Origin of the sequence: Micromonospora echinofusca (genome assembly GCF_900091445.1) — a bacterium.
GTDB lineage: Bacteria > Actinomycetota > Actinomycetes > Mycobacteriales > Micromonosporaceae > Micromonospora > Micromonospora echinofusca.
In genome coordinates, this window is sequence record NZ_LT607733.1 from 2,599,627 (window position 1) to 2,623,774 (window position 24,148).

18 protein-coding genes are annotated in these 24,148 nt (G+C 74.5%); 14 read left to right on the forward strand and 4 right to left on the reverse strand.

Annotated features, from left to right (window positions below):
• Positions 1–24 precede the first annotated feature (24 nt).
• The 4 genes from GA0070610_RS11520 (at position 25) to lon (ending at position 4,722) form a co-directional block, all read left to right on the forward strand.
• Entirely contained in the window at positions 25–894 is an 870-nt protein-coding gene (locus tag GA0070610_RS11520; RefSeq protein WP_089000027.1) for a manganese catalase family protein, read from the forward strand.
• Between the two features lie 70 nt (positions 895–964).
• Complete coding sequence (locus GA0070610_RS11525; RefSeq protein WP_089000028.1) at positions 965–2,071, forward strand: putative manganese transporter; 1,107 nt, start codon at positions 965–967, stop codon at positions 2,069–2,071.
• Positions 2,072–2,095: 24 nt separating this feature from the next.
• Positions 2,096–2,353 carry a hypothetical protein gene (locus GA0070610_RS11530; RefSeq protein WP_089000029.1) on the forward strand — a complete coding sequence of 86 codons (258 nt, stop codon included), beginning with the start codon at positions 2,096–2,098 and terminating at the stop codon, positions 2,351–2,353.
• Between the two features lie 38 nt (positions 2,354–2,391).
• The gene (lon, locus tag GA0070610_RS11535) at positions 2,392–4,722 is read left to right on the forward strand and encodes an endopeptidase La (RefSeq protein WP_089000030.1); all 2,331 of its coding nucleotides are present in this window, start codon (positions 2,392–2,394) and stop codon (positions 4,720–4,722) included.
• A gap of 65 nt (positions 4,723–4,787) precedes the next feature.
• Here lon and GA0070610_RS11540 read toward each other — a convergent pair whose 3' ends face one another.
• On the reverse strand, positions 4,788–6,584 hold the full coding sequence (locus GA0070610_RS11540; RefSeq protein WP_089000031.1) for a DEAD/DEAH box helicase: 1,797 nt from the start codon (positions 6,582–6,584) through the stop codon (positions 4,788–4,790).
• A 101-nt stretch (positions 6,585–6,685) separates the two neighbouring features.
• Here GA0070610_RS11540 and GA0070610_RS11545 point away from each other — a divergent pair, with 101 nt between their 5' ends.
• Positions 6,686–7,213: a 2'-5' RNA ligase family protein gene (locus GA0070610_RS11545; RefSeq protein WP_089000032.1), complete on the forward strand. Its 528-nt coding sequence runs from the start codon at positions 6,686–6,688 to the stop codon at positions 7,211–7,213.
• Positions 7,214–7,348: 135 nt separating this feature from the next.
• Here the strand turns inward: GA0070610_RS11545 and GA0070610_RS11550 are convergent, their stop codons facing one another.
• A complete protein-coding gene (locus GA0070610_RS11550; protein WP_089000033.1) occupies positions 7,349–9,568 on the reverse strand; it encodes a family 43 glycosylhydrolase in 2,220 nt (739 codons plus the stop codon).
• Positions 9,569–10,657: 1,089 nt separating this feature from the next.
• Here GA0070610_RS11550 and GA0070610_RS11555 point away from each other — a divergent pair.
• From GA0070610_RS11555 to GA0070610_RS11570, 4 genes are all read left to right on the forward strand, one after another.
• The gene (locus tag GA0070610_RS11555) at positions 10,658–11,617 is read left to right on the forward strand and encodes a DUF5715 family protein (RefSeq protein WP_089000034.1); all 960 of its coding nucleotides are present in this window, start codon (positions 10,658–10,660) and stop codon (positions 11,615–11,617) included.
• 5 nt (positions 11,618–11,622) lie between these two features.
• Positions 11,623–13,233 carry an asparagine synthetase B family protein gene (locus tag GA0070610_RS11560; RefSeq protein ID WP_089000035.1) on the forward strand — a complete coding sequence of 537 codons (1,611 nt, stop codon included), beginning with the start codon at positions 11,623–11,625 and terminating at the stop codon, positions 13,231–13,233.
• A 125-nt stretch (positions 13,234–13,358) separates the two neighbouring features.
• Positions 13,359–14,291 carry a PfkB family carbohydrate kinase gene (locus GA0070610_RS11565; RefSeq protein ID WP_089000036.1) on the forward strand — a complete coding sequence of 311 codons (933 nt, stop codon included), beginning with the start codon at positions 13,359–13,361 and terminating at the stop codon, positions 14,289–14,291.
• 126 nt (positions 14,292–14,417) lie between these two features.
• Positions 14,418–14,639 carry a DUF2188 domain-containing protein gene (locus tag GA0070610_RS11570; RefSeq protein WP_089000037.1) on the forward strand — a complete coding sequence of 74 codons (222 nt, stop codon included), beginning with the start codon at positions 14,418–14,420 and terminating at the stop codon, positions 14,637–14,639.
• Between the two features lie 74 nt (positions 14,640–14,713).
• Here the strand turns inward: GA0070610_RS11570 and GA0070610_RS11575 are convergent, their stop codons facing one another.
• Positions 14,714–16,165 (reverse strand): LVIVD repeat-containing protein, encoded by a 1,452-nt coding sequence (locus GA0070610_RS11575; RefSeq protein ID WP_089000038.1) that lies wholly within the window; start codon positions 16,163–16,165, stop codon positions 14,714–14,716.
• A 138-nt stretch (positions 16,166–16,303) separates the two neighbouring features.
• On the opposite strand from GA0070610_RS11575, the gene GA0070610_RS11580 reads away from it, so the two are divergent.
• The 5 genes from GA0070610_RS11580 to GA0070610_RS11600 all read left to right on the forward strand — a co-directional run bounded on the left by GA0070610_RS11580 (position 16,304) and on the right by GA0070610_RS11600 (position 22,387).
• The gene (locus tag GA0070610_RS11580) at positions 16,304–16,993 is read left to right on the forward strand and encodes a DUF305 domain-containing protein (RefSeq protein ID WP_089000039.1); all 690 of its coding nucleotides are present in this window, start codon (positions 16,304–16,306) and stop codon (positions 16,991–16,993) included.
• A 63-nt stretch (positions 16,994–17,056) separates the two neighbouring features.
• Positions 17,057–18,301 carry a sensor histidine kinase gene (locus GA0070610_RS11585; protein WP_089003427.1) on the forward strand — a complete coding sequence of 415 codons (1,245 nt, stop codon included), beginning with the start codon at positions 17,057–17,059 and terminating at the stop codon, positions 18,299–18,301.
• Positions 18,298–18,963 carry a response regulator gene (locus GA0070610_RS11590; protein WP_089000040.1) on the forward strand — a complete coding sequence of 222 codons (666 nt, stop codon included), beginning with the start codon at positions 18,298–18,300 and terminating at the stop codon, positions 18,961–18,963. The genes GA0070610_RS11585 and GA0070610_RS11590 overlap by 4 nt, the downstream gene beginning before the upstream one ends.
• Positions 18,964–19,112: 149 nt before the next feature.
• Positions 19,113–19,907 (forward strand): ABC transporter ATP-binding protein, encoded by a 795-nt coding sequence (locus GA0070610_RS11595; RefSeq protein WP_089000041.1) that lies wholly within the window; start codon positions 19,113–19,115, stop codon positions 19,905–19,907.
• Positions 19,904–22,387: an ABC transporter permease gene (locus GA0070610_RS11600; protein ID WP_089000042.1), complete on the forward strand. Its 2,484-nt coding sequence runs from the start codon at positions 19,904–19,906 to the stop codon at positions 22,385–22,387. The genes GA0070610_RS11595 and GA0070610_RS11600 overlap by 4 nt, the downstream gene beginning before the upstream one ends.
• Positions 22,388–22,499: 112 nt before the next feature.
• Here the strand turns inward: GA0070610_RS11600 and GA0070610_RS11605 are convergent, their stop codons facing one another.
• Entirely contained in the window at positions 22,500–23,861 is a 1,362-nt protein-coding gene (locus GA0070610_RS11605) for a serine/threonine-protein kinase (RefSeq protein ID WP_089000043.1), read from the reverse strand.
• Between the last annotated feature and the right edge of the window lie 287 nt (positions 23,862–24,148).

Consider the following 24,148-nt stretch of genomic DNA (forward strand, 5'->3'; position numbering starts at 1 on the left):
CCGACCGGCACCGAGGAGGACACGTTGTTCAGCCACATCAAGGACCTTCAGTTCGAAGCCAAGCCGGACGGTCTGGACGCCGCGTTCGCCCGCCGGCTCCAAGAGATCCTGGGCGGCAAGTGGGGCGAGATGACCGTCGCCAACCAGTACCTCTTCCAGGGCTGGAACTGCCGCCTGCCCGGCAAGTACAAGGACCTCTTCCTCGACGTCGGCACCGAGGAGATGGGCCACGTCGAGATGATCGCCACGATGATCACGCGGCTGCTGGAGAACGCCCCGCTGTCGTTGCAGGAGGCCGCCGACGACAACCCGATGGTCGGGGCGATCTACGGCGGTTCGAACCCGGCGCACTTCATCCACGGCGGCGGCGGGGCGCTGCCGGCCGACAGCAACGGCGTGCCCTGGAACGGCGCCTTCATCACCGCCAGCGGCAACCTGATGGCCGACTTCCAGCTCAACGTCACCGCCGAGGCGCAGGGCCGGCTCCAGGTGGCCCGGCTGTTCAACATGACCGACGATCCCGGGGTCAAGAACATGCTGCGCTTCCTGCTGGCCCGCGACACCATGCACCAGAACATGTGGATGGCGGCCATCGAACAGCTCAAGGAGGACGGCCTGGAGGAGATGCCGGTGCCCGACGCGTTCCCGGACTCCAAGGAGTTCACCGAGAAGTTCAGCTACACGTACCTGGACTTCTCGCCGGGCACCGACGCGTCGGAGGGGCGCTGGGCATCCGGGCCGGCGCCCGACGGCAAGGGCGAGTTCCGCTACGACCACAGCCCGCGCGCGCACGCGCCCGAGCCGGTCCTGCCGCCCGGCGACCCGAGGCTCTACGGGACGAACCCGGGCCTCGCCAAGGGCGCCGTCAACAAGGTCAAGAGCAAGCTCACCTGACGCCGTCGTGCCGGGGGTGTCCGCGGGCGGCGGGCGGCCCCGGCGACGCCGTACCCCGAGGAGGTGTGCCGTGACCGAACTCGTGCTCCGTCCGCTCGCGGACGCGTTCATGCAGGTGGGTGTGTACGTCGCCGTGATGGTGGCGCTCTTCGGCTGGCTCCGCTGGCGCTACGGCGACCGGGTCACCGACGGGCTCACCAGCCGGCCCCGGCTCGGCCCGCTGGTCGGTGCGCTGCTGGGCGTCAGCCCCGGCTGCGGCGGGGCGATCATCCTGATGCCGCTCTACGCCCGGGGGAAGGTCTCCTTCGGCACGGTGGTCGCCGCCCTGGCGGCCACGATGGGGGACTCCTCGTGGGTGGTGCTCGCCTGGAATCCCGTGTTCGCCCTGAAGATCCACGCACTGCTCTTCGCGGTCGGCCTGGTGACCGGGTACGTCGTCGACGCGCTCGGCATCGATCCGGCCCGCGCGGTCGACCGCCGGGTCGCCGCCGCGCCCGCGCCGGTCGGGCTCGCGGCCGTGGGCGGACCGGACCTCGCCGGGGCGCGGCGGCTGCTCGGCGGGCTGCTGCCGCGCGTACCGGCGTCCACGGCGTTCTGGGGGCTGACCACGCCGGCGTTCGCCGTCTCGGTGCCGGTGGTCTTCCAACTGGTCGACCCGGGCGCGCTGAGGCGGTCCTTCGGGGGCGTCGACCCGTACCTGGCGCTGGGGGTGCTCGGTTCGCTGACCGCCGCGCTGATCTTCGCCGCCGGCCGGGGACGGCTGGCCGACGACAGCCTGGAGACGGCGCATCCCCGCTCGCTGCGGGAGACGCTGCGGCACAGCGCGCACGAGGCGTCCTTCGTCACCGTCTGGGTGGCCGTGGCGTACCTGGGCTGGCAGGTGGTGACCACCACGACCGGCTTCGACGGCTCCCAGCTCGCCCTCACCGGGCTCGTCGGCGTGCTGGTCGGCGCGGGCATCGGCCTGGTCCCCGGGTGCGCGGTGCAGATCGTCTTCACCGGCCTGTACGTCAGCGGCGGCCTGCCCCTGCCCACCCTGGTCGCCAACGCGATCAGCCAGGACGGGGACGCGCTGATTCCGCTCGCCGCGCTGCGCCGGCACTCGGCGGCGCTCGCCACCGTCGTCACCACGGTCCCGGCGGCGGCCGTCGGCGCCGCGCTGCTCGTCCTGCTCTGATGCCCGTACGGAAGGGAGATTCCGATGTCCGTCGCGATCCCGCCCGCCCGCGCCCGGCGCAAGCTCGTCGTCTTCGCGATCCTGACCGGCGTCGCCACGGTGGCCGGTCTGCCGGGCTGGACCGTCGCCGCGCTGGCGCTGACCTGCCTGGCGATCCCGCTCGCCGTGGCGCTCGGCGGGGGCGCCGGCCAGGTGTGGGAGCTGCTGCGCCCGGCGCGCCGTCCGGCGGCGGCCGGTGGTCTGGGTCACAGTCCGGAACAAGGGGAACGCTTTGTTACTTGAGTTGGACACGCTCAACTCAACGCGATAGCAGGTGTTCGATGGCAACTCTCCCGGTACTTCCCCTGACCGACGCCGTGCTCCTGCCCGGCATGGTCATCCCGGTGACCCTCGACCCGACCACCCAGGCCGCCGTCGACGCGGCCCGCGCCACCGGCGAGGGCACGCTGCTCGCCGTGCCCCGCCTCGACGGCGAGTACGGCCCCGTCGGCGCGGTCGCCACCATCGAGAAGGTCGGCCGGCTGCCCAGCGGCGAACCGGCCGCCGTCGTCCGCGGCCTGTCGCGCGCCCGGATCGGCTCCGGCGTGCCCGGCCCCGGCGCCGCCCTCTGGGTCGAGGCGACCGAACTCGACGAGCCCGCCCCCGCCGGCCGCGCCCGCGAACTCGCCCGCGAGTACCGCGCCCTCATGACGTCCGTGCTCCAGCAGCGCGGCGCCTGGCAGGTCATCGACGCCATCGAGCGGATGACCGACCTCTCCGAGCTGGCCGACTCGGCCGGCTACGTGTCCTGGCTCAGTCTCGCCCAGAAGACCGAACTGCTCGCCGCGCCGGACGTCACCGCCCGGCTGGAACTGCTCGTCGGCTGGGTGAAGGACCACCTGGCCGAGCAGGAGATCGCCGAGCAGATCAGCACCGACGTCCGAGAGGGGCTGGAGAAGTCCCAGCGGGAGTTCCTGCTGCGCCAGCAGCTCTCCGCCATCCGCAAGGAACTCGGTGAGGACGAGCCGGACGGCTCCGCCGACTACCGGGCCCGCGTGGCGGCCGCCGACCTGCCCGACAAGGTCCGCGAGGCGGCGCTGCGCGAGGTCGGCAAGCTGGAACGCGCCAGCGACGCCTCCCCGGAGGCGGGTTGGATCCGGACCTGGCTCGACACGGTGCTGGAGATGCCGTGGGGCACCCGTACCGAGGACCACACCGACCTGGCCGCCGCCCGCGCCGTGCTCGACGCCGACCACGCCGGCCTGGCCGACGTGAAGGACCGCATCCTGGAGTACCTCGCCGTGCGCAACCGGCGTGCCGAACGCAACCTCGGCGTGGTCGGCGGCCGGGGCTCCGGCGCGGTGCTCGCCCTCGCCGGCCCGCCCGGCGTCGGCAAGACCAGCCTCGGTGAGTCGGTCGCCCGCGCGCTCGGCCGCAACTTCGTCCGGGTCTCCCTCGGCGGCGTACGCGACGAGGCCGAGATCCGTGGCCACCGGCGCACCTACGTCGGCGCGCTGCCCGGCCGGATCGTGCGCGCCCTGCGCGAGGCCGGCTCGATGAACCCGGTCGTGCTCCTCGACGAGGTCGACAAGCTCGCCGCCGGCTACTCCGGAGACCCGGCCGCCGCCCTGCTGGAGGTGCTCGACCCGGCGCAGAACCACACCTTCCGCGACCACTACCTCGAGGTCGACCTCGACCTGTCCGACGTGCTCTTCCTGGCCACCGCCAACGTGGTGGAGGCCATCCCCGGCCCGCTGCTGGACCGCATGGAACTGGTCACCCTCGACGGGTACACCGAGGAGGAGAAGGTCGCCATCGCCCGCGACCACCTGCTGCCCCGGCAGCGGGAACGGGCCGGGCTCACCGCCGAGGAGGTCGACGTCGCCGACGACGCCCTCGCCCGCATCGCCGGCGAGTACACCCGCGAAGCCGGCGTACGGCAGCTCGAACGGGCGCTCGCGAAGATCCTGCGCAAGGTCGCGGTGGCCCTGGCCGCCGACCCGGCGCCGGTCCGCGTCGACACCGGCAACCTCGCCACCTACCTCGGGCGGCCGAAGTTCACCCCGGAGTCGGCGGAGCGCACGGCCGTGCCCGGCGTCGCCACCGGCCTGGCCGTCACCGGCGCGGGCGGCGACGTGCTCTTCATCGAGGCCACCAGCATGGAGGGCGAGCCGGGGCTGACCCTGACCGGCCAACTCGGCGACGTCATGAAGGAGTCGGCGCACATCGCGCTGTCGTACCTGCGCTCCAACGGGCGCCGCCTCGAGCTCGACCCGAACGCCCTGGCCGGACGGCGGATCCACCTGCACGTGCCGGCGGGCGCGGTGCCGAAGGACGGCCCCAGCGCCGGCATCACCATGGTGACCGCCCTGGCGTCGCTGGCCAGCGGCCGGGCGGTGCGCCCCGAGTTCGGGATGACCGGCGAGGTGACGCTCTCCGGCCGGGTGCTGCCCATCGGCGGGGTGAAGCAGAAGCTGCTCGCCGCCCACCGGGCCGGCCTGACCGAGGTGATCATCCCGGCCCGCAACGAGCCGGACCTCGACGACCTGCCCGCCGAGGTGCGGGAGGCGCTGACCGTGCACACCCTGGCCGACGTCGCCGACGTGCTCGCCCTGGCGCTGCGCCCGGCCGACGCCGACACCCGCCCCGATCCGGCGCTGACCGCCGCCTGAGGTGTGAGGAAGGGCCCCCTGTCAACGCCTCGCGCGTAGCAGGGGGCCCTTCCCGACGTGCGGGGTCAGCGGCGGTCGCGCCGGTCGAAGTCCCGGTCGCGGCGCTCGCGCCGGTCGGCCCCGTCGAAGCGGCGCTCGCCGCCGCCGTCGCCGTCACGATCCCGGCGTACGGTCGCCTTGCGACCCTTGATGGTGCTGCCGCGCAACCCCGCGATCACCTCGTCGGCGACGCCCTGGGGCACCTCCACCAGCGAGAACCGGTCGGCGATCTCGATCGAGCCGATGTCCCGACCGCTGATCCCGGTCTCGCCCGTGATCGCGCCCACCAAGTCCTGCGGGCGGACCCCGGCGCGCCGGCCCAGCCCGATGAAGACCTGGGTGGTGCCGCCGCTGCGGGGCCGGGCGCCGCCACGCCGCTCGCCCCGGCCGCCGGCCTCCGGCCGCCCCTCGCGCGGGCCCCGGACGGGAACCTGGGGGATCTCCTCCTCGTCGTCCGAGCCCGGCGACGTCGCCTCGTGCGCCAGCTTCACCGCCGCGAGGGCCACCTCGACCAGGTCGAACTCGTCGGTCAACGACTCGACGATCGCCCGGTACGGGTCGAGGTCGTCCTCCAGCAGGCTCTCCCGCAGGGCGCCCTGGGTCAGCTCCAGCCGCCGGGTGCGCATGTCCGCCACGGTCGGGATCTTGTCGATGGCGATGCGCTGACCGGTGACCCGCTCGATGGTCTTGAGCATCCGGTGCTCGCGCGGCTCGGCGAGGGTGATCGCCACGCCCTCCCGACCGGCCCGGCCCACCCGGCCGATGCGGTGCACGTACGACTCGGGCGCCGACGGCACGTCGTAGTTGACCACGTGGGTGAGCTGCTCGACGTCCAGCCCGCGCGCGGCCACGTCGGTGGCCACCAGCAGGTCCGCGGTGCCCGTACGCAGCCGGCCCATCACCCGGTCGCGCTGCTCCTGGCTCATCCCGCCGTGCAGCGCCTCGGCCCGGTAGCCCCGGCCGTTCATCGTCTCGGTGAGCCGGTCGACCTCCTCACGGCTGCGGCAGAAGACGATCGCCGCCGTGGGGGACTCGACGTCCAGCACCCGGCCCAGCGCGGCCGGCTTGTGCGCCCGGGCGACGATGTACGCGCTCTGGCGCACCCGGGGCGCCTCGCCGGCCACCGGCTGCTCGCGGGCGATGAGGATGCGTACCGGGTCGGTCAGGTGCTTGCGGGCCAGCCCGTCGATGCGCGCCGGCATCGTCGCCGAGAAGAGCACCGTCTGCCGCTGCTCCGGCGCGTGCTCCAGGATCGCCTCGATGTCCTCGGCGAAGCCCATGTCGAGCATCTCGTCGGCCTCGTCGAGCACCACCGTGGCCAGCGCGCCCAGGTCGAGCGTGCCCCGGGCGATGTGATCCAACGCGCGGCCCGGGGTGGCGACCACGACGTCGACGCCGAGGTCCAGGGCGCGCAACTGCCGGCCGATCGGCTGCCCGCCGTAGATGGGCAGCACCCGCGCGCCCAGGTCCTTGCCGTAGCGGTGGAACGCCTCGGAGACCTGCACCGCCAGCTCGCGGGTGGGCACCAGCACCAGCGCCACCGGGGCGCCGCCGGGCCGGTCGTCGGGCATCCGCTGCAACAGCGGCAGCGCGAAGGCGGCCGTCTTGCCCGTGCCCGTCGCGGCCTGACCCAACAGGTCCCGACCGGCCAGCAGCGGCGGGATGGCCTCCCGCTGGATCGGAGTGGGCTCCTCGTAGCCCAGGGCGGTCAGCGCGCCCAGCAACTCGGCGCGTAGTCCGAGATCCGCGAAGGCGCTCGTGTCGTCGAGGGCGGCGGGGCCGGGCTCGGTGGGCGGGTCGTGCCGTACGGGTGCGGAACTCATGCCGTCAAGCTTTTCATCACCGCCACGACGCCGTTTCGCCGACCGGCACAACCGTGACCCGGGCGGGCCCGTCGCCGTGCTCCGGGGGCTAGCCTGGCGGCGTGCGTACGGTCGAACTGGTCTGCTCGCCCGAGCTGGAGGCGGCCGTGCGCGGCGCCTGGGAACGGCTGGCCACGGCGGGCCTGCCGAGCCTGGCCCGCAACGCCCACCCGACCAACCGGCCGCACCTGACCCTCGCCTCCGTCGACGAGTTCCCGCCCGGCGCCCGGCCGCGCCTGGCCGCCCTGTTCGACGCGGCGCTGCCGCTGCCGGTGCGGCTGGACCGGATCGCGGTGCTCGACGGCAGCGCCCCGCTGGTGTGGCTGCTGCGCCCGTCGCCGGAGTTGACCGCCCTGCACGCGTCGGTGTGGGACGTCCTCGCGGCGGCGCCGGGCCAGCGCCCCTGGCACGCCCCCGGGCGGTGGCGGCCGCACCTGAGTCTGGCGCTGCGCTTCCGCGACGCCGACCGCCGGCTGGCCCGCGCGGTGGCCGGCGTCGAGCGTCCCGGCGGTGCGTTCGTCGCCGCCCGCAGCTACGACGGGTCGACCCGGACGGTCAGCCCGCTCGGCGGCGACGAGCGCCGCGGCTGACGGGGCGGGCGCTGCGGCTGACTGGCGACCGTCGCGGCTGACCGGCCCCGCCGCCGCGCCGGCCCTGCCGCCCGGCGACGGGGCCGGGCCCCACCGTCCGGCGGGGGCCCGGCCCGGTCGAGGGCTCAGCGGGGCTCAGCGGTGGAAGCGCAGGTAGTCGAAGTGCGCGGTGACCGCCGGGTCGGCGCCGCCGTGCGCGACCAGCCCGATCCGGGGAGTGGTGTCGGCCGGGAACGTCCAGACTCCGCCCCACGTCCAGTTGCGCCCGTCCCGGCTGGAGCCGGCGCGGAACTCGTGCTCGCCGGAGACCGGGTCGACCCGGTGCGCCAGCCGCAGCCAGGTGGTGGCCGCCGGGGTGCCGACGATGGTGCCGCCGTAGACCGGCCGACCGGCGAAGGGCAGCTCGTAGCCGTACTCCACCTGCCGGGTGTTCCAGATGGCGACCTGCGCCAGCCGGGCGAACCGGTCGTCGTCGACGTAGGCGACGAGCCCCGCCTGCTGGTAGTTGCGGACCGTCTCCTCGCCGAGGTCGAGGGTCACCTTCGTCTCCACGACGTAGTCGCCGCTCGGCGCGTCGCGCAGCAGCACGCCGGCGGTGTTGCCGGTGCCGGTCAGGTCGGCACCCTGCACCGGCCAGCGCAGCGCCCCGCCCGACACGGTGGCCGCCGGGTCCGGCCGGACCCACCGCCACGCCGGGTCCAGCCCGCCGGTGAACTCGTCGGAGAACGCGGGCAGCAGTCGGCCCGCCCGCGGCTCGGCGACGGCGTGGCGCACCGGTCGGTGCAGCCGGGCGACGCTGACGTTGTCGAACCCGGCGGACCCGCCGGTGGCGGTGAGCGTTACGCGCCCCGCCACCGGCCGCGCCAGCCGCAGCGACACGACCGCCAGCTGGTCGCCGAGGCGGGCCGGGCTCAGCTCGGCCACCAGGTCCCGGCCGCGTACCTCGACGGCGAGGTGGTGCCCGGCGGCGGCGTCGAAGCCGGCGGGCAGCGGCGCGCTCACGGTACGTCCGCCGTCGGCGGCCACCAACCGGCCGGCGGCGGCGTCCACCCGCACCGAGACCCGGCCGCCGAGCGTGAGCCCGGCCGTCCCGGCGGCGGGAAGCCGCAGGTCGGCCTCCGCCCGCACGTCACCACCCACGGTCGTACGGCTGGTCAGCGCGCCGCTGCCGGTGAGGCGGCCGTCGGCGACCCGCCAGTCCCCGGCGCCGCGCCGCCAGCCGGCGAGCCCGGCGTCGAAGCGCTCGTCCACGCGGCCGGTGGTGACCGGCGCGGGCCGGGCGCCCTCGGACGGGCCGGCACCGGCGTTCACCGTCGGCCAGCCGTCGATCCAGTCGAGGCGGTCCAGCAGCATCGGCCGCTCGTTGACGCCGAACGGCTCGTCCAGGTACGGGTCGGCCCGGTCGATGGCGTGGTAGACGATCCAGTCCTGGCCCGACAGGTCGGTGAGGAAGCCGTTGTGGCCGGTGCCGATCCACCGGTTGCCGTTCTGGGTGAGCACCGGCGTGCCGCCGGCCCGGGAGGCGCTCAGCGCGATGCCGTCGCGGTCGACGAACGGCCCGCGCGGGCTCCGGGACCGGCCGACCTGCACGGAGTAGCCGGTGGCCGGGCCCGCGCAGCAGTTCGCCGTGGAGGCGAACAGGTAGTACCAGCCGTCGTGGCGCACCACGTGGCTGCCCTCGAACTTGTTGTCGATGGCGACCATGGTGGGCGTGCCGACGGCGCGCAGCCCGTCGGCGGAGAGCTCGGTCACCGAGATCCCGCCGTAGTAGCTGCCGTGGTAGAGGTAGTGCCGGCCGTCGACGTCGGTGAACTGGCTCGGGTCGATGGTCCACAACCAGCCCCCGCCGCCGCCGGGGCGGGGCGCGACCACGGGCTCGTCGGCGAAGGTCCACGGGCCGGTCGGGGTGGGTGCGGTGGCCGCGCCGACGGCGAAGTCGCCGCCGTCGGGGGAGACGGTGGTGTCGGTGACCGTCACGTACATGACCCAGCGGTCGCCGACCCGGCGCACGTCGGGGGCCCAGAAGCCGGCGCCCGGCGCCGCATACGCCGGGCGCTGGTCGGCGCCGAAGGCGTCCCCGACGTACGTCCAGTCGACGAGGTCGGCCGAGCGGGCAGTGGGGACGCGGTGGAAGACCCCCTCGCCTTCGCGCAGCGGGTCGGTGGTGCCGTACGCGTACCAGAAGCCGTCCTCACCACGGACGATCACCGGGTCGGCGAAGGTGTCGGCGAACCCGGCCGAGACGGGATTGTGGTAGCGGAGGTCGGGTACGGCGGCGGCCGGCGCGGACGCCGTCCCGGCCAGGACCAGACCGATGACGGCGGCGAGCGCCCCGGCGCGGCGGAGATGTCCCATCAGACCTGCCTCGGGTGCGAGATGTCGATCAGGATCGGTGCGTGTCCGTTTCTACAACGTTGGATACAACGTTGTAAAGGAGTGGCGGCACTTCGGTGTCCGTTGCGAGTTACCCGCGCCCGGGCGTGGATCCGTGCTCACTCCCGCGCTGGTCCGCTGCCAGTCCGGCGCGCTGGTCCCGGCGCCGGTGCGCCGGTCGGCGTTCCGCCGCCGTGCGCCACTTGCGTCCGCCGGTCGGCGTTGCGCCGACGCCCGTCCCGCCCGCCGGTCTCTTCTCGGACCTGATCTTCCGGGCGGCGAAGAACCAAGTGTCCTGTCCCGAATCCTGTTACCGACGGTGAGGGCGAGCTGCGGCTACCGTGCGTCACGGCCGATGTTCCGGCGGCAGATTGCCCTCTTGGCCCTTTGCTCTGCATCCCTCGACGCACCACCAATCTGAGCTGGGCTTTTGGATGTACTGGCCCAATCGGAGGCGTGAGTGCGTCTGACTCTAAGTAGTTGGTGCGTATGTGGATGCAGAGCAAAGGGCGGCGAGGGGAATGTGGCCGGGCGACCCGATAGCTACTTTCCGTCATGCTGTAGCTGTAGCTGTAGCTGTAGCTGTAGCTGTAGCTGTAGCTGGCGCGGCACGGCTGGGATGGCGCGCGTAGCGCGTGGCGGGGGTTCGAGTTGGTGGACGCCGCAGCCGCCGCCCGGGGCAGGAAGCCTCCGCTGAATGCGGGTGCTGAGCCGGCTCCCGGCGCTGTGGCCGTCGACATGGAGGCGAGGTGCGCCCTGGCGGCTTGGCGCCCTGGTGGCCACGGTGGCCCTGGCGATCGACTGCATCACCAGAGGTCGTGGCTGGGGCGGGCGCCGCGGGGCTGGCCGTGCTCGGGGTCCGGCGCCGCGATGCGCGTACGACCGCCGTCATGGGCCGAGGTGCAGCGGGTTGGGCGGCGGTGTCCCTGCCGTGGCCGTTCGTGCCTGGCGACGGCAGGGCAGCCCTGAAGGAGTAGATAGGAGGATTGTTCGGACTCCTCCCGTGCAGCCCGATTACGGTGTGTTCAGGGCGATGCACAGTGCTGCCGTGACGGGAGAGAGGACCCGACCATGCGAGTGCCCAGCCGAAGCCCGGGACAGCGGCCCGGCTTCTCCGTCACACCCGCCGCCCCGACGCGGCGGCGCGCGTTCGCCACGCCGACGCGGCCCGCGGCACCGGACCTCGACGCCTACCGGGCGGCCGTGGCCGACCTGCTGGTCGAGGTCGGCGCGCTCGCTGGGGAGTCCTGCACCAGCGCGCGGCAGATGCTGATCGACGACCGGCTGCGCGAGCCCGCGATCGCCTCGGTGCTGGAGGCCACTCCACAGGGGCCCGTCGGCGCCCGCGAGACGCTGTTGCTGGAGATGGCCCGCTACCAGCCCAACGCGCGCAGCTCCGCCGCCGACCTCACCGCGCTGGTCCGGATCTACCTGCTTTCCCGCATCGACGTGATGTGGTGGCGCGACGCCCCCACCTTCCTCACCGACGCCCAGGTCGACGCCAGCCCGGAGCTGGTGGACCTGGAGTGGCTGCGCCGGCGGGACCTGCTGCGCTTCCGCTACACCGAGCAGCCCCGCACGCTGCTGGGACGCGGCACGCGGGCGGTGCGACGCCGGTTGCTACCCGCCGCCACGCCGCGTACCGCCGGACTGCGCTTCCGGCGGGCCCGCCGGGAGGTGGTGGCGCTGCTCAACGACATCGCCCGGCAGTTCGCCGCCAGCACCCCGCCCGGCACGCCGTCGCTGTGGGTGACCAGCCTGGTCCGCAGCGCCGAGCACCAGCACCGGCTGCGCCGGCTCGGGTACGCCGCCATGGTGCCCAGCGGCCACTGCCTCGGCTGGGCGGTCGACGTGGAGATGGAGTGGTTCGACCGGTTCGGGGTCCGGGACACCCTGGCCGAGCTGCTGCTGGCCCGGCAGCGGACCGGCGAGGTCAACGTGGTCGACGAGGGCCAGGCCTGGCACGTGTGCCTCGCGCCCGCGGCGCGGCGGCGGCTGCGCCGGGCGTACGAAGCCGAGATGGGGGTCTGAGCCCGATGTGTGGCATCGCGTTGAGCCTCGGCCCCGAGGCCGATCCGACGATCTTCCGGCGGATGCTCGCCACCCTCGCCCCGCGCGGCGAGGTCACCGAGACCCGCTACGAGAACGGCCTGCTCACCGGCACCCGCCGGCTGCCGATCGTGGACCGCGAACGCGCCGTGCAGCCATGGGCCTCCGCCGACGAGCGGTGGCTGCTCTGCTACAACGGCGAGGTCTTCAACCACCACGAGCTGCGCGCCGAACTCGTCCGGCTGGGCCACCGCTTCCGCGGCACCAGTGACACCGAGGTGGTGCTCGCGGCGTTCCTGCACTGGGGCGAGGGCATGGTGACCCGGCTGCGCGGCGAGTACGCCTTCGCCGTCGTGGAACGGGCCACCGGCCGGGGCTACCTGGTCCGGGACCCGCTCGGCGTCAAGCCGTTGTACTGGTGCCGCACGCCCGGCTGCCTGCACGTCGCCAGCGAGGTCAAGGCGCTGGTCGGGCACCGCGCCCCGATCGCCGAGGTGCCGCCCGGGCACCACGGCTGGGCCGAGCCCGACGGATCGGTCCGGCTGCGTCCGTACGTCGACCTGCTCACCCTCGGCGACGGGCTGCCGGTGGTGGACGACCCGGACGAGGCCGCCCTGCTCGTCCGTGCCGCCCTCACCGACAGCATCCGGATGCGGGTGGACACCGACCTCACCGTGGGGGTGGTGCTCTCCGGCGGCCTCGACAGCTCGCTGGCCCTGCTGCACGTACGCGAGATGCACCCCGACTGCGTCGCCGTCACGGTCGGCGTGCCCGACAGCCCCGACGTCGCGTACGCGCGGCGGCTCGCGAAGGACCTCGGGGTGCCGCACGAGGTGGTCGAGCTGCGCCCCCGCGACATCCGGCTGGCCGACATCCGCGAGACCATCAGGATGTCCGAGCTGACCGAGTACGGCGACATCATCAACGCGGTGGTCACCCTGCCGCTGTTCCGCCGGCTGCGCGAGCTGGGCGTGAAGGTGGCGCTCACCGGCGACGGCTCGGACGAGCTGTTCGGCGGCTACCCGATGTACCACGAGGTCGGTCCCGAGGCGTCCCGCCGGCTCTTCCTGCACAAGATCCGCAACCTCTGCCGTACCGAGTTGCAGCGCGTCGACCGGGCCGGCATGGGGCACGGGGTGGAGGCGCGCGTGCCGTTTCTCGACCTGAGCCTGGTCGAGCTGGCGATGCGGCTGCCGATCGGGCTGAAGATGCGCGAGGGGCAGGAGAAGTGGATCGTCCGGCGGGCCTTCGCCGACCTGCTGCCGGGCTACGTCCGGCGCCGGCCCAAGAACCCCATGTCGTACTCCTCGGGGCTGCACGAGCGGGCCCGGCTCTACAAGCCGCTCTTCGCCCGGCTGCACCGCTCGTTCGGCTACGACCTGCTCGAACCGGTGCGCCGCGACTTCGACAACGTGCTGACCCGGTGCGGCAACGACCTGGACCGTGCCATCGCCGACGGCCGGGCCCGGCCCGACTACACGGTGCTGGAGCACGCCCGCGACCTGGTGGGCGCGGCGAAGTGGAACGCCGCCCCGATGGTGCGCCGGCTGGTCGGGCCGCGCCGCACGCGGGGCGACGAGGCGCCGCTGCCCGGGTGACCGGGCGGCACGCACCCCTCGCGGCGCCGGCCGGGGCGCGCCTCGCGCCCGGTCACGCCTCGGGCCCGGACACGCCTCGCGCCCGGCGCGGATCAACCCGGGCGCTCTCGGGTAGTGCTCCCGCCATGGTGGAACTGGACGTGATGGTGCTCGGGCAGGTGGCCCGGGATCTCGTGCTGCTGGTGGACGAGGTGCCGGCCGCCGGCGGGACCGCCCCGGTGCGACGGCGGCGCGAACTGCTCGGCGGCAAGGGGGCCAACCAGGCCGTCGGGCTGGCGCAGCTCGGCGCCGCCGTCGGTCTGCTCGGGGTGGTCGGCGACGACGAGGTGGGGGAGCGGCTGTTGGCGCTGGCGCGGGCCGACGGTGTCGACGTCGAATGGGTATGCCGGCGGCGCGGCACCCCGACCGGACTCATCGTCGACGTGGTCGACGCCGACGCGGACTGGCGCTACCTGGAGGACCTGCCGGAGGCCACCCTGCTCACCCCCGACGACGTCGCCGGGGCGGCGCCCGCGCTGCGCGCCGCGCGGGCCGTACTGATCCAGCTCCAGCAGCCGGCGCGGACCGCCCTGGCCGCGGCCCGGACCGCCCGGGAGGCCGGCCGGCTGGTCGTGCTCGACGGGGCACCCGCCGACGCGGCCGACGCCGACGCGCTGTTCGCCCTCGCCGACGTGCTGCGGGCCGACGCGCGGGAGGTCGAGCTGATCACCGGCGTCGCGCCGGAGGACGCCGGTGCGGGGCTCGCCGCCGGGCGCGCGCTGCTGCGCCGCGGCCCGTCGCTGGTGGCCGTCGAGGTGGCCGGGAAGGGCAACGCGTTCGTCTGGCCGGAGGGCGAGCTGTTCCTGCCGTTGAGCGAGACGCCCACCGTGGACGACACGGGCGCGGGGGACGCCTTCGTCGCCGCGCTGACCCTCGGCGTGCTGCGGGGCGAGCCCCGGGAGCGGGCCGCCCGGTACGCGGTCGCCGCTGCCGGCGCCACCGTCGGTCATCCGGGTGGTCGACCCGCGCTGACGCCCGGGGCGATCCGCGCGCAGCTCGACCGGATACCGGCCGGGTGACCGGCACTCGCCGAGGCGCAACCCGCCGGACGCGGTGACGATTGTGGACGGTCGGGCACGAAGGCGGGTTTTCCGCCCGCCGGGCCCGGGTATCCCGAGATTCTGACCGAGAGGCGGGTGACTGACATGAAGCGCAATCAATACCACGTCGTGCCGAACGGCGGCGGCTGGAAGGTCGAGCAGGGCAGTCAGGTCGTCGGCACGTTCGACACCAAGCAGCTCGCCGTCGAGGCGGGACGCCGGGCGGCGCACGGCAACGAGCCGAGCCAGCTCGTCGTGCACACCTCCGACGGCAAGATCGAGACGGAGTACACGTACCAGAACGACCCGTACCCGCCGGCCGGCTGAGCGCCGCCGCGTCCGATCCGGACACGAACGGGCCCGACCCCCTGCGGGGTCGGGCCCGTCGGCGCGTCGGGCGACTACCAGCTCAGGTAGCTGGGCTGGGTCTGCACGTTCAGTTCGCGGTACCGCACGAGGTTCGCCGACCAGGTGCGCCAGTCGGTCAGCTTCAGGACGTCGAGGCCCTTGACCATGTCGTTGGAGTAGATGTAGCCGTTGTAGTAGTACGCGGACCAGGTGCCACCGCCGACGAGCCGGTCGGCCGAGAGCGGGCCCCGCTCCCAGAACGCGATCTCCTTGGGATTGGCCGAGTCGGTGAAGTCCCAGACGGAGATGCCGCCCTGGTACCACGCCTGGACCATGATGTCGCGACCGAGCACCGGGATCAGCGAGCCGTTGTGCGCCACGCAGTTCTCGGTGTCGGCGTTCATCCGGGGGATCTTGTAGTAGCTGCGGAAGACCATCTTGCGGGCGTCACCGCGACCGGTGATGTCGTAGATGGCGTCGGCGCCCCGCTCCGGGCCGATGGCCTCGTTGCAGGTGGCCGCGCCGCCACCGCCCAGCTCGTCGGTGAAGACCACCTTGGTGCCGGCGTTGTTGAACGTGGCCGAGTGCCAGAACGCGAAGTTGACGGTGTCCCGGACCCGGTTGATCAGCCGGGGGGCCTCCCTGTTGGAGATGTCCATCAGGATGCCGTCGCCCATGCACGCGCCCGCGGCGAGGTTCTTCTCCGGGTAGGCGGTGATGTCGTGGCAGCCGGTGGTCGCCGATCCGCCGGGCCGGCCCTCGTAGCCGCCGTCCGGGAAGAGGTTCGGCGAGGCCACCACCGCCGCGTCGGTGGGCGACTTCACCGGCACCTTGACGATGGAGATGGAGTCGTGCGGGGGCTGGCAGTCGGGGAACTCCGCCCGCGGGCTGTACGAGGAGACGTACAGGTAGACGGTCTTGCGGTCCTTGCCCGGCACCAGGGTGTGGGTGTGCGAGCCGCAGGCCGTCTCCACCGCCTTGACGTAGCGCGGGTTGGCCTTGTCGCTGATGTCGAAGACCTTGATGCCCTCCCAGGACGCCTTCTCCGTCGCCGGCGCGCTGGTGCTGTTGCAGGAGTCGTCGCTGCGCGAGGAGTCGGTGGAGAGGAACAGCAGGTCACCGTGGACGGAGATGTCGTTCTGCGACCCGGGGCAGTAGACCTGCGACACCACGCTCGGCGCGCTCGGCCGGGAGATGTCGTAGATGACGAAGCCGTTGTAGTTGCCGGCGAAGGCGTAGCGGCCCTGGAAGGCCAGGTCGCTGTTGGTGGCGTCCAGCGGCGCCTGCTTCGGCAGGTTGGCGATCTGCCGAAGGTTGGGGCTGCTGACGATCTCGTCGACGCCCGGGATGGTGTTGGCGGTGTCCACGGTGCCCGATGGGGCGGACCGCGCCGCCACCCCGGCGCTTCCGGGCGTGGCGGTGGCGACGCTGGCGAGGAGAAGGCCGGCCGCGGCCAGGCTCACGGTGGTGAGCCGCCTGGCCCGCAGGGTGCGGAAACTGGTCATCGGCGACGCCCTTCGCAAGGGGATGGCGATTGGCCACACCTTACAGTCCGATGAGTTCCATCGATGTGATGTAGGTCACATGAAAGCCTGTCGGTCGATGGATAGCATCGCCATGACCTCTACCGGGGGGAGTGGCCCATGACCAACCGCCGTGCGCGGACCCTGGCCGTCGTCATATCCGCTTCGGTGCTGGCGGTGGTCGTCGTCGCCGTCGCGCGCTCCGGTGGCCCGACCACGGCTCCGGCGGGACAGGTCGCCGCCCCCGCCACGACGTCCGCCCCGGTGGATCCGAGCCGGCCCGCGGTGATCGTTCCCGGTCGGCCGGGCGAGACCGCCGCGGTCCGGCCCGCCGAGGAGCTGCGCGACGCGGCCACGTCCCGGCACAACTCGATGGACGTCTGGTTCGTCCGGATGATGATCCCGCACCACGCCCAGGCGCTGGAGATGGCGGAGCTGGCCGGCGACCGCGCCGGCGACCCTGCCCTGCGCGCCCTCGCGGAGCGGATCCGGGCCAGCCAGGGCCCCGAGATCGGCATGATGCGGGGCTGGCTGCAGGCGCGCGGGCTCTCCACCGACGTGGCCGACCACGATCACGGCAGCATGCGGGGCATGCAGACGCCCGAGGCGATCCGGCAGCTCGCGGCGGCGCGGGGCGCCGAGTTCGACCGGCTCTTCGTGCGGATGATGACCGAGCACCACCAGGGCGCGGTCCAGATGGCCACCGACCTGCTCAAGGTCGGCTCCGACCTCACCCTGTCGGAGTTCGCCAACTCCGTCGCCACCGAGCAGACCGTCGAGATCGACCGGATGCGCGAGCTGCTGGCGTGACCCGGGCGGGTCACCCGACCCGGCCCGGGGCGGGTGACCCCTGACCTGCGGCACGTACGCTGGGTGACCGTGAACCGCACGATCATCGGCCGCCCGTGGCGCGGCGTCGCCTTCGACGTCCTCGTCGCCGCCGTGGTGGTGCTGCTCGGCCTCGCCGGCCTGGCGAACCAGCCCGGCGGATGGAAGGCCACGCTGGTCAGCGCCGCGATGGCGGTGGCCCTGCTGTTCCGCCGGGCCCACCCGTCGGCGGTCGCCGTGGCGGTGGCGGCGCTCGCGCTGGTGCAGGTGGTCGCCGGGTGGGGGCCGCTGGCCTTCGACGTCGCCGTGCTGATCGCCCTCTACAGCGTGGTCAAGTACGCCGACCGGCTGCGCGACGGAATCCTCGCGGGTGTCGGGGCCGCCGTCGGGGTGGTGCTCGCCGGCCTGCAGACCCAGGGCGTCATCGCCTGGTGGGCGACGGCGATCTACTACGGCCTGGTCACCGGGGCCGTCTGGCTGGTCGCGCTGAACGTGCGCACCCGCCGGCTCTACGTGCTCACCCTGGAGGAACGGGCCGCCACCCTGGAGCGGGAACGGGAGGCGGAGGCGCGCGCCGCCGTGGCCGGGGAACGCACCCGCATCGCCCGCGAGCTGCACGACGTGGTGGCGCACAGCATGGCCGTGATGATCGTGCAGGCCGACGGGGCGCGGTTCATGCTCGACCGGGACCCGGAGACCGCCCGGCAGGCGGTCAAGGTGGTCGCCGACACCGGCCGGCAGGCGCTGGAGGAGATGCGCCGGCTGGTCGGCGTACTGCGGGAGCCCAGCGCGCCGGACGCGCAGGCCGGGCCCGGCGCGGCGGATGCGCCCGACGGCCCCGGGGCGGCCGCCGACCCGGCGCACCGCCGGCTGGCGCTGACGGAGCTGCCCGCCCTGCTCGACCGCTTCCGCGCCGCCGGCCTCCGGGCCCGGCACACGGTCACCGGGGAGCCGGCGCCGATGCCGCCCGGGCTGGAGCTGACCGTCTACCGGGTGGTGCAGGAGGGGCTGACCAACGCGCTCAAGCACGCCGGGGTCGGCGCCGGCGTCGAGGTCACCGTCGCCTGCGCGGGCGACGCCGTGGTGGTGCGGGTGGTCGACGACGGCCAGGGCCGCCCGCCGGTCAGCCCGGCGCCCTCCGGCGGGCACGGCCTGGTCGGCATGCGCGAGCGGGTGGGCGTGTACGACGGCAGCCTGACCGCCGGACCCCGACTGGCCGGGGGCTGGCAGGTCGAGGCGCGGCTACCGCTACCGTCGACGTCCGCGACGACGGAGGTGACGGCGGCATGACGGTCCGCGTGGTGATCGTGGACGACCAGGCGCTGGTCCGCGCCGGTTTCCGGATGGTGCTGGACTCCCAGGCGGACCTGGAGGTGGTCGGCGAGGCGATCGACGGCGCCGACGCCCTGCGGCTGCTGGCCCGCGTCGAGGCCGACGTCGTGGTGATGGACGTCCGGATGCCGACCATGGACGGGGTGGAGGCCACCCGCCGCATCTGCCGGGACCGGCCCGCCGGCTCGCCCCGGGTGCTGGTGCTCACCACCTTCGACACGGAGCAGGACGCCTTCGCCGCGCTCCAGGCCGGCGCCAGCGGGTTCCTGCTCAAGAACGTGCCGCCGGAGGAACTGCTGGCCGCCATCCGGGTGGTCGCCCAGGGTGACTCGGTCGTCGCCCCGTCCATCACCCGCCGGCTGCTCGACCGCTTCGCCGGTCGGCTCGGCCCCGGACCCGCCGAGGACCCCCGGATCGGCCAGCTCACCGAGCGCGAGCGGGAGGTCCTCCTGCTCGTGGCGCAGGGCCTCTCCAACGCGGAGATCGCCGCCCGGGTGCACGTCGCCGAGGCCACCGTGAAGACGCACGTCGGGCGGATCCTGGCCAAGCTCCAGCTCCGCGACCGGGTGCAGGCCGTGGTGCTGGCGTACGAGACCGGGCTGGTCACCCCGGGAGGCTGAGCCCGGATACGACCCAGGTCGTACGGGCCCACCCCGTCGGGGGCGTCCCAGGTCGCAGCGGGGTCACCCCGCGCGGGTGGACGCGGTCGCACCGGCGGCGCCCATAGCGTCGGAGACGTCCCAGTCACGATCTCCACGGGGAGCTCCACGTGTCCGTAGCACCTCCCGCGCACGCCACCGCCGGCGTCGCGGTCGCCGCCCACGGCCTGTCCAAGCGGTACGGCTCCGGCCCGGCAGCCGTCGTCGCCCTCGACGGCGTCGACGTCGACTTCGCCGCCGGCCGGTTCACCGCCATCATGGGCCCGTCCGGCTCCGGCAAGTCCACGCTCATGCACTGCCTCGCCGGCCTGGACCGACCCACCTCCGGCAGCGTGCGCATCGGCGACGCCGACCTCGCCCGCCTCGACGACAAGCGGCTCACCCTGCTGCGCCGCGACCGGGTCGGATTCGTGTTCCAGAAGTTCAACCTGCTGCCGGCGCTGACCGCCGAGGAGAACATCGTGCTGCCCCTGTCCATCGCCGGCCGGCGGCCGGAGCGGGCCTGGCTGCGCCAGGTCGTCGCCGCGGTGGGGCTCGCCGACCGGCTGCGCCACCGCCCCGCTGAGCTGTCCGGGGGCCAGCAGCAGCGGGTGGCGGTGGCCCGCGCGCTGATCACCAAACCCTGGGTGATCTTCGCCGACGAGCCGACCGGGAACCTGGACTCACGTTCCGGCGCCGAGGTGCTGCGCCTGCTGCGCGATGCCGTCGACACCCTCGGCCAGACGGTGGTCATGGTGACCCACGACCCGTCGGCCGCCGGGCACGCCGACCGGGTCGTCTTCCTCGCCGACGGCCGGCCGGTACGCGACCTCACCGCGCCGACCGCCGAGCGGGTCCTCGACGCGCTCGCCGGCCTCGACCCGGCGCGCGCACCGGGCGCCGGTCGCGGGGCGGTGACCCGATGATCCGTACGACCCTGCGCCAGCTGCGCGCCGAGGCGCTGCGCCTGATGCTCTCGTCGCTGGCCATCGTGCTCGGCGTCGCGTTCATCGCCGGCACGCTGATCTTCGTCGACGGGATGCGTGCCGGCGCGTACGAGCGGGCCGGCGCGTTCGACCGGCACACCGACCTCGCGGTGCACTCCACCACGGACGACCCGCTGCCGCCCGTGCTGGTCGAGAAGGTGCGCGCCCTCGACGGGGTCGCCGCCGCCGAGGGCGAGCTGCTCGGCTCCGGCGGGATCGTGGGCGCCGACGGCCGCCCCGTGCTCGGCTACGCCGTCCTCGCCGCGATCCCCGTCGACGCGGCGCTGCGCTCGTACGACGTGGTGGCCGGCCGGTTGCCCGACCGCCCGGGCGAGGTGGTGCTGGACGCCGCGACCGCCGAGCAGGAGAGCTTCGCCCTCGGCAGCGGCGTACGCGTCGGCGGCGGCGGGGGAGCGGCCCGCCCGTACACCCTGGTCGGCACGGTCGACGTGGCCGGCACCGCCCGCGACGTCGGCGGCCCGTTCATCGGCCTGGTCGGCGCGGACGCCCTCGCGGTCACCGGCCAGCGGGGCTACGACCGGATCATGGTGGCCGCCCGGCCCGGCGTGGCCGACGGGGCACTGGTCCAGCGGGCCGCCGAGGCCGTCGGCGCCGGCGCGACCGTCAAGACCCGGCAGCGCATCCTCGACGACGCCGTGACCGACGCGGTCCGCGACCTCGAGCAGTTCAACATGGTGCTGCTGACCTTCGCCGGCGTCGCCGTCGTGGTCGCCGGCTTCGTCATCGCCAACACCTTCGCCATCGTGCTGGCCCAGCGGACGCGGCGGACCGCCTTGCTGCGGCTGGTCGGCGCGACCCGGGGCCAGCTGTTCCGCGCCGCGCTGCTGGAGGCCGCGCTGGTCGGGCTGGTCGCCTCCGCCGCCGGCGTGCTGATCGGCGTGGCCCTGGCCGGCGGCATGAACCAGGTGATGACGCGGCTCGACGCGCCGGTCCCCGGCGGCCTCGCCGTCACCGCGTCGACCGTGCTGGTCAGCCTGCTCCTGGGCACGGCGATCACGATGGGCGCCGCACTGCTGCCCGCGTGGCGGGGCACCCGCGTCGCCCCGGTCGCCGCGCTCACCGACGCGGCGGTCCAGCCCGCCCGGGGCGCCGGCCGGCTCCGGTTGACGGCCGGTGCGGTGGTCTTCGCCACCGGGATCGCCGCGCTGGTCGCCGCCGCGTACGCCGTGCAGGTGGTCCTGGTGGCCGCCGGCGGCGTACTCACCTTCTTCGGGATCGTGCTCTTCGGCCCGGTGCTCGTGCCGGCCCTGGTCCGGGTGCTGGGGTGGCCGGCCCGCCGGCTGTTCGGTGCCACCGCCGGGCTGGCCGTGGCGAACGCCGTACGCAATCCGCGCCGGATCGCCGCGACCGCCACGGCCCTGGTGATCGGCATCGGTCTGGTGTCGGCCTTCGTGGTCGGCGCCCGCAGCACCAAGGACGGCATCGAGCGCAGCGTGGACGCCGAGATCGGGGTCGACTGGCTGGTCACCGGGATCGGCGGGGACCTCCCGGCACCGCTCGTGGCCGAGCTGCGCGCCCGGCCGGAGCTGGCGGTGGTGCACGAGCAGCGCGGCGCCGTCGCCGCCGACGTGCGGGTGCAGGCCGCGCACCCCGCCCTGGTCGGCCGGACCCTGACCGGTGTCGTGTCGGGGCAGGTCGATCGGCTGGGCCCGGGACAGGTGCTGGTGCACCGGGAATTGGCCGAGGCCCGGGGCTGGACGACCGGGTCCACCGTCACCGTACGCGGCCGGTCGTTGCGGGTGGCCGCGGTCGTCACCGCCGACGGGCCGACGCTCGCCGGCAGCCCCGTTCCCGCCGGTCACGTGATCGAGGTGGTGGACGCCGACTTCGCCGCCCTCTTTCCCGACGAGCGGGGCTACCTGGCCGAGATCGACCCCGCCGACGGGGTCTCCGCCGAGCAGGCCCGGGCCGCCATAGAGGCGGTGGTCGCCCGGTACCCGACCGCCAACCTGATGGATCAGGGCGCCTACAAGAAGATGCTCACCGCCACCGTCGACATGCTGCTCGCCCTCGTCACCGCGCTGCTGGGCCTGGCCGTGGTGATCGCGCTGGTGGGGGTCGCCAACACGCTGAGCCTGTCCGTGGTGGAGCGGACCCGGGAGAACGCCGTGTTGCGCGCGGTCGGGCTGACCCGGCGACGGATGCGCGCCATGCTGGCCGTCGAGGCGGTGCTGATGGCACTGGTCGGCGCGCTGCTCGGGGTGGGTCTCGGCACCGGCGTCAGCGCCGCCGCGATGGCCCTGCTGGCTCGGATCAGCGGCGACTTCGCCGTGGTGCTGCCGGTGGGGCAGCTCGGGCTGATTCTCGGGGTGGCGGTGCTGGCCGCCCTGGTCGCCTCGGTGCTGCCGGCCCGCCGCGCGCTGTCGCGGCCGGTGGTCGAGGCGCTCGCCGACCAGTGACGTCCGCTGGCCGGTCCCGCCGCCACCGGCACGGCGGGACCTGCCGGCGGTGGCGGGCCCACGAACCGTTGGGCGGGGCCGGGCGTCGCGGGCGGGCCGTGCCGGGGCGCGGTCAGCCTGCCGGCGGGTTGGCGGGCTCGACCGGCGTGGTCTGCGTCTCGGTCGGCTCCACCGGCGGCGGCGGGCTCTGCGTCGGGACGGCGGTGCTGGGCGACGGGCCCGGCGGTTCGGTGGTGCCGCTGGGCTCGGGGGACTCCGGGGCGTCCGACCCGCTGGGCTGGGGGGAGACCGGGGGCGCGGTGGCCGACGGCGAAGGGCTGGAGGTGGAGCCGGTCGGCCGGAACGGCCGGCCCGGGTTGGCGGGCTCGTCGTCCTGCTCCGCCGGCGCCTGCGCGTCACCGCTCGGCTCCGCGGCCGGGGTGGTCGCCTGCGGCACCTTGATCGCCGGCGCGTCGGCCTCGCCCGATGCGCCGAGCGCCGCGCCGAGCCCGGCCAACGCCACCAGCACGGCCGCCGCGGCGCCGACGAGGGTGCCGCGGCGTCTCCTACGGGCCACGCCGGCGACGGCCGGCATGTCGGTGCGGGTGCCCGGGTCCCCGCCGCCCACGGCCGCGGCGGCGGGCACCATGGCGGTGGCCGCGGAGGGGTCGGACACGGCGGCCCGCGCGGCCTCGGCCATCGCCGCCGCGCTGCTGAACCGGTCGGCCGGATCCTTGGCCAGGGCGCGCGAGACCAGCGCGCGGACGGCCTCCGGGACCTCGTGCGGCAGCTCCGGCGGCTCGTCGTCGAGGTGGCGCACGGCGACCTGCAACGGGTTGTCGCCGGTGAACGGCGGGCTGCCGCTGAGGCAGCAGTAGGCCACGGCGCCGAGCGCGTAGATGTCGGTCGCGCCGGACACGGGCCGGCCGGCGGCCTGCTCCGGAGCCATGTAGAGGGCGGTGCCGGGCACCGCGTTCGTGCTGGTGATGCTGGTGACGTTCGTCGACCGGGCGACGCCGAAGTCGACCAGCACGACGCTGCCGTCCTCCTGCACCAGCAGGTTGCTGGGCTTGACGTCGCGGTGCACGATCCCGCCGAGGTGCGCGGCGTGCAGCGCCTGCGCGACCTGCGCGACGATGCCCATCGTCTCGGCCACGTCGAGATGCCCGGCGGCCTCGATCCGCTTGGACAGGGGCTGGCCGGTCACGAACTCCATGACCAGGTAGTCGGCCCGGCTCCCGTCGGGCAGGTCGTCCTCGCCGCAGTCGAAGACCTGCACGATGCCCGGGTGGCGCAGTGCGGCCATGATCCGGGCCTCGGCGCGGAAGCGGGCGATGAAGTCGGGGTCGGAGACCAGCGCCGGCAGCAGGACCTTGACCGCGACCTGCCGGCCGAGGACGAGGTCCTTGCCCCGCCAGACGTCGCCCATGCCGCCCGTGGCGACACGCTCGTCCAGGCGGTAGCGACCGCTGAGTACGACCTCCGATGACAACACAGCACCACCGTACCCAGACCCACCGGGATCGGCTCGTCGCCCGCCCCCGGCCCGGCCCGCGCCGGTCGCGACGCGGGGGCAGCGCAACCCGACCTGCCTCGGATAACCTGTGACGGGCCGTGGACCGTGAGTGACGCCGATCCGGCCAGGGCGGCCTTACGCTGGATGAACGCGCCGCCGCCCGCGCCCGCCGATCGGCGCAGCGTCGTGGGCCGCCGCGTCGTTACAGCGACGGGCCGGCCGAACGGCTAGATATTTCTCACTCTTTTGCCCCCCGGGCGGGCTTG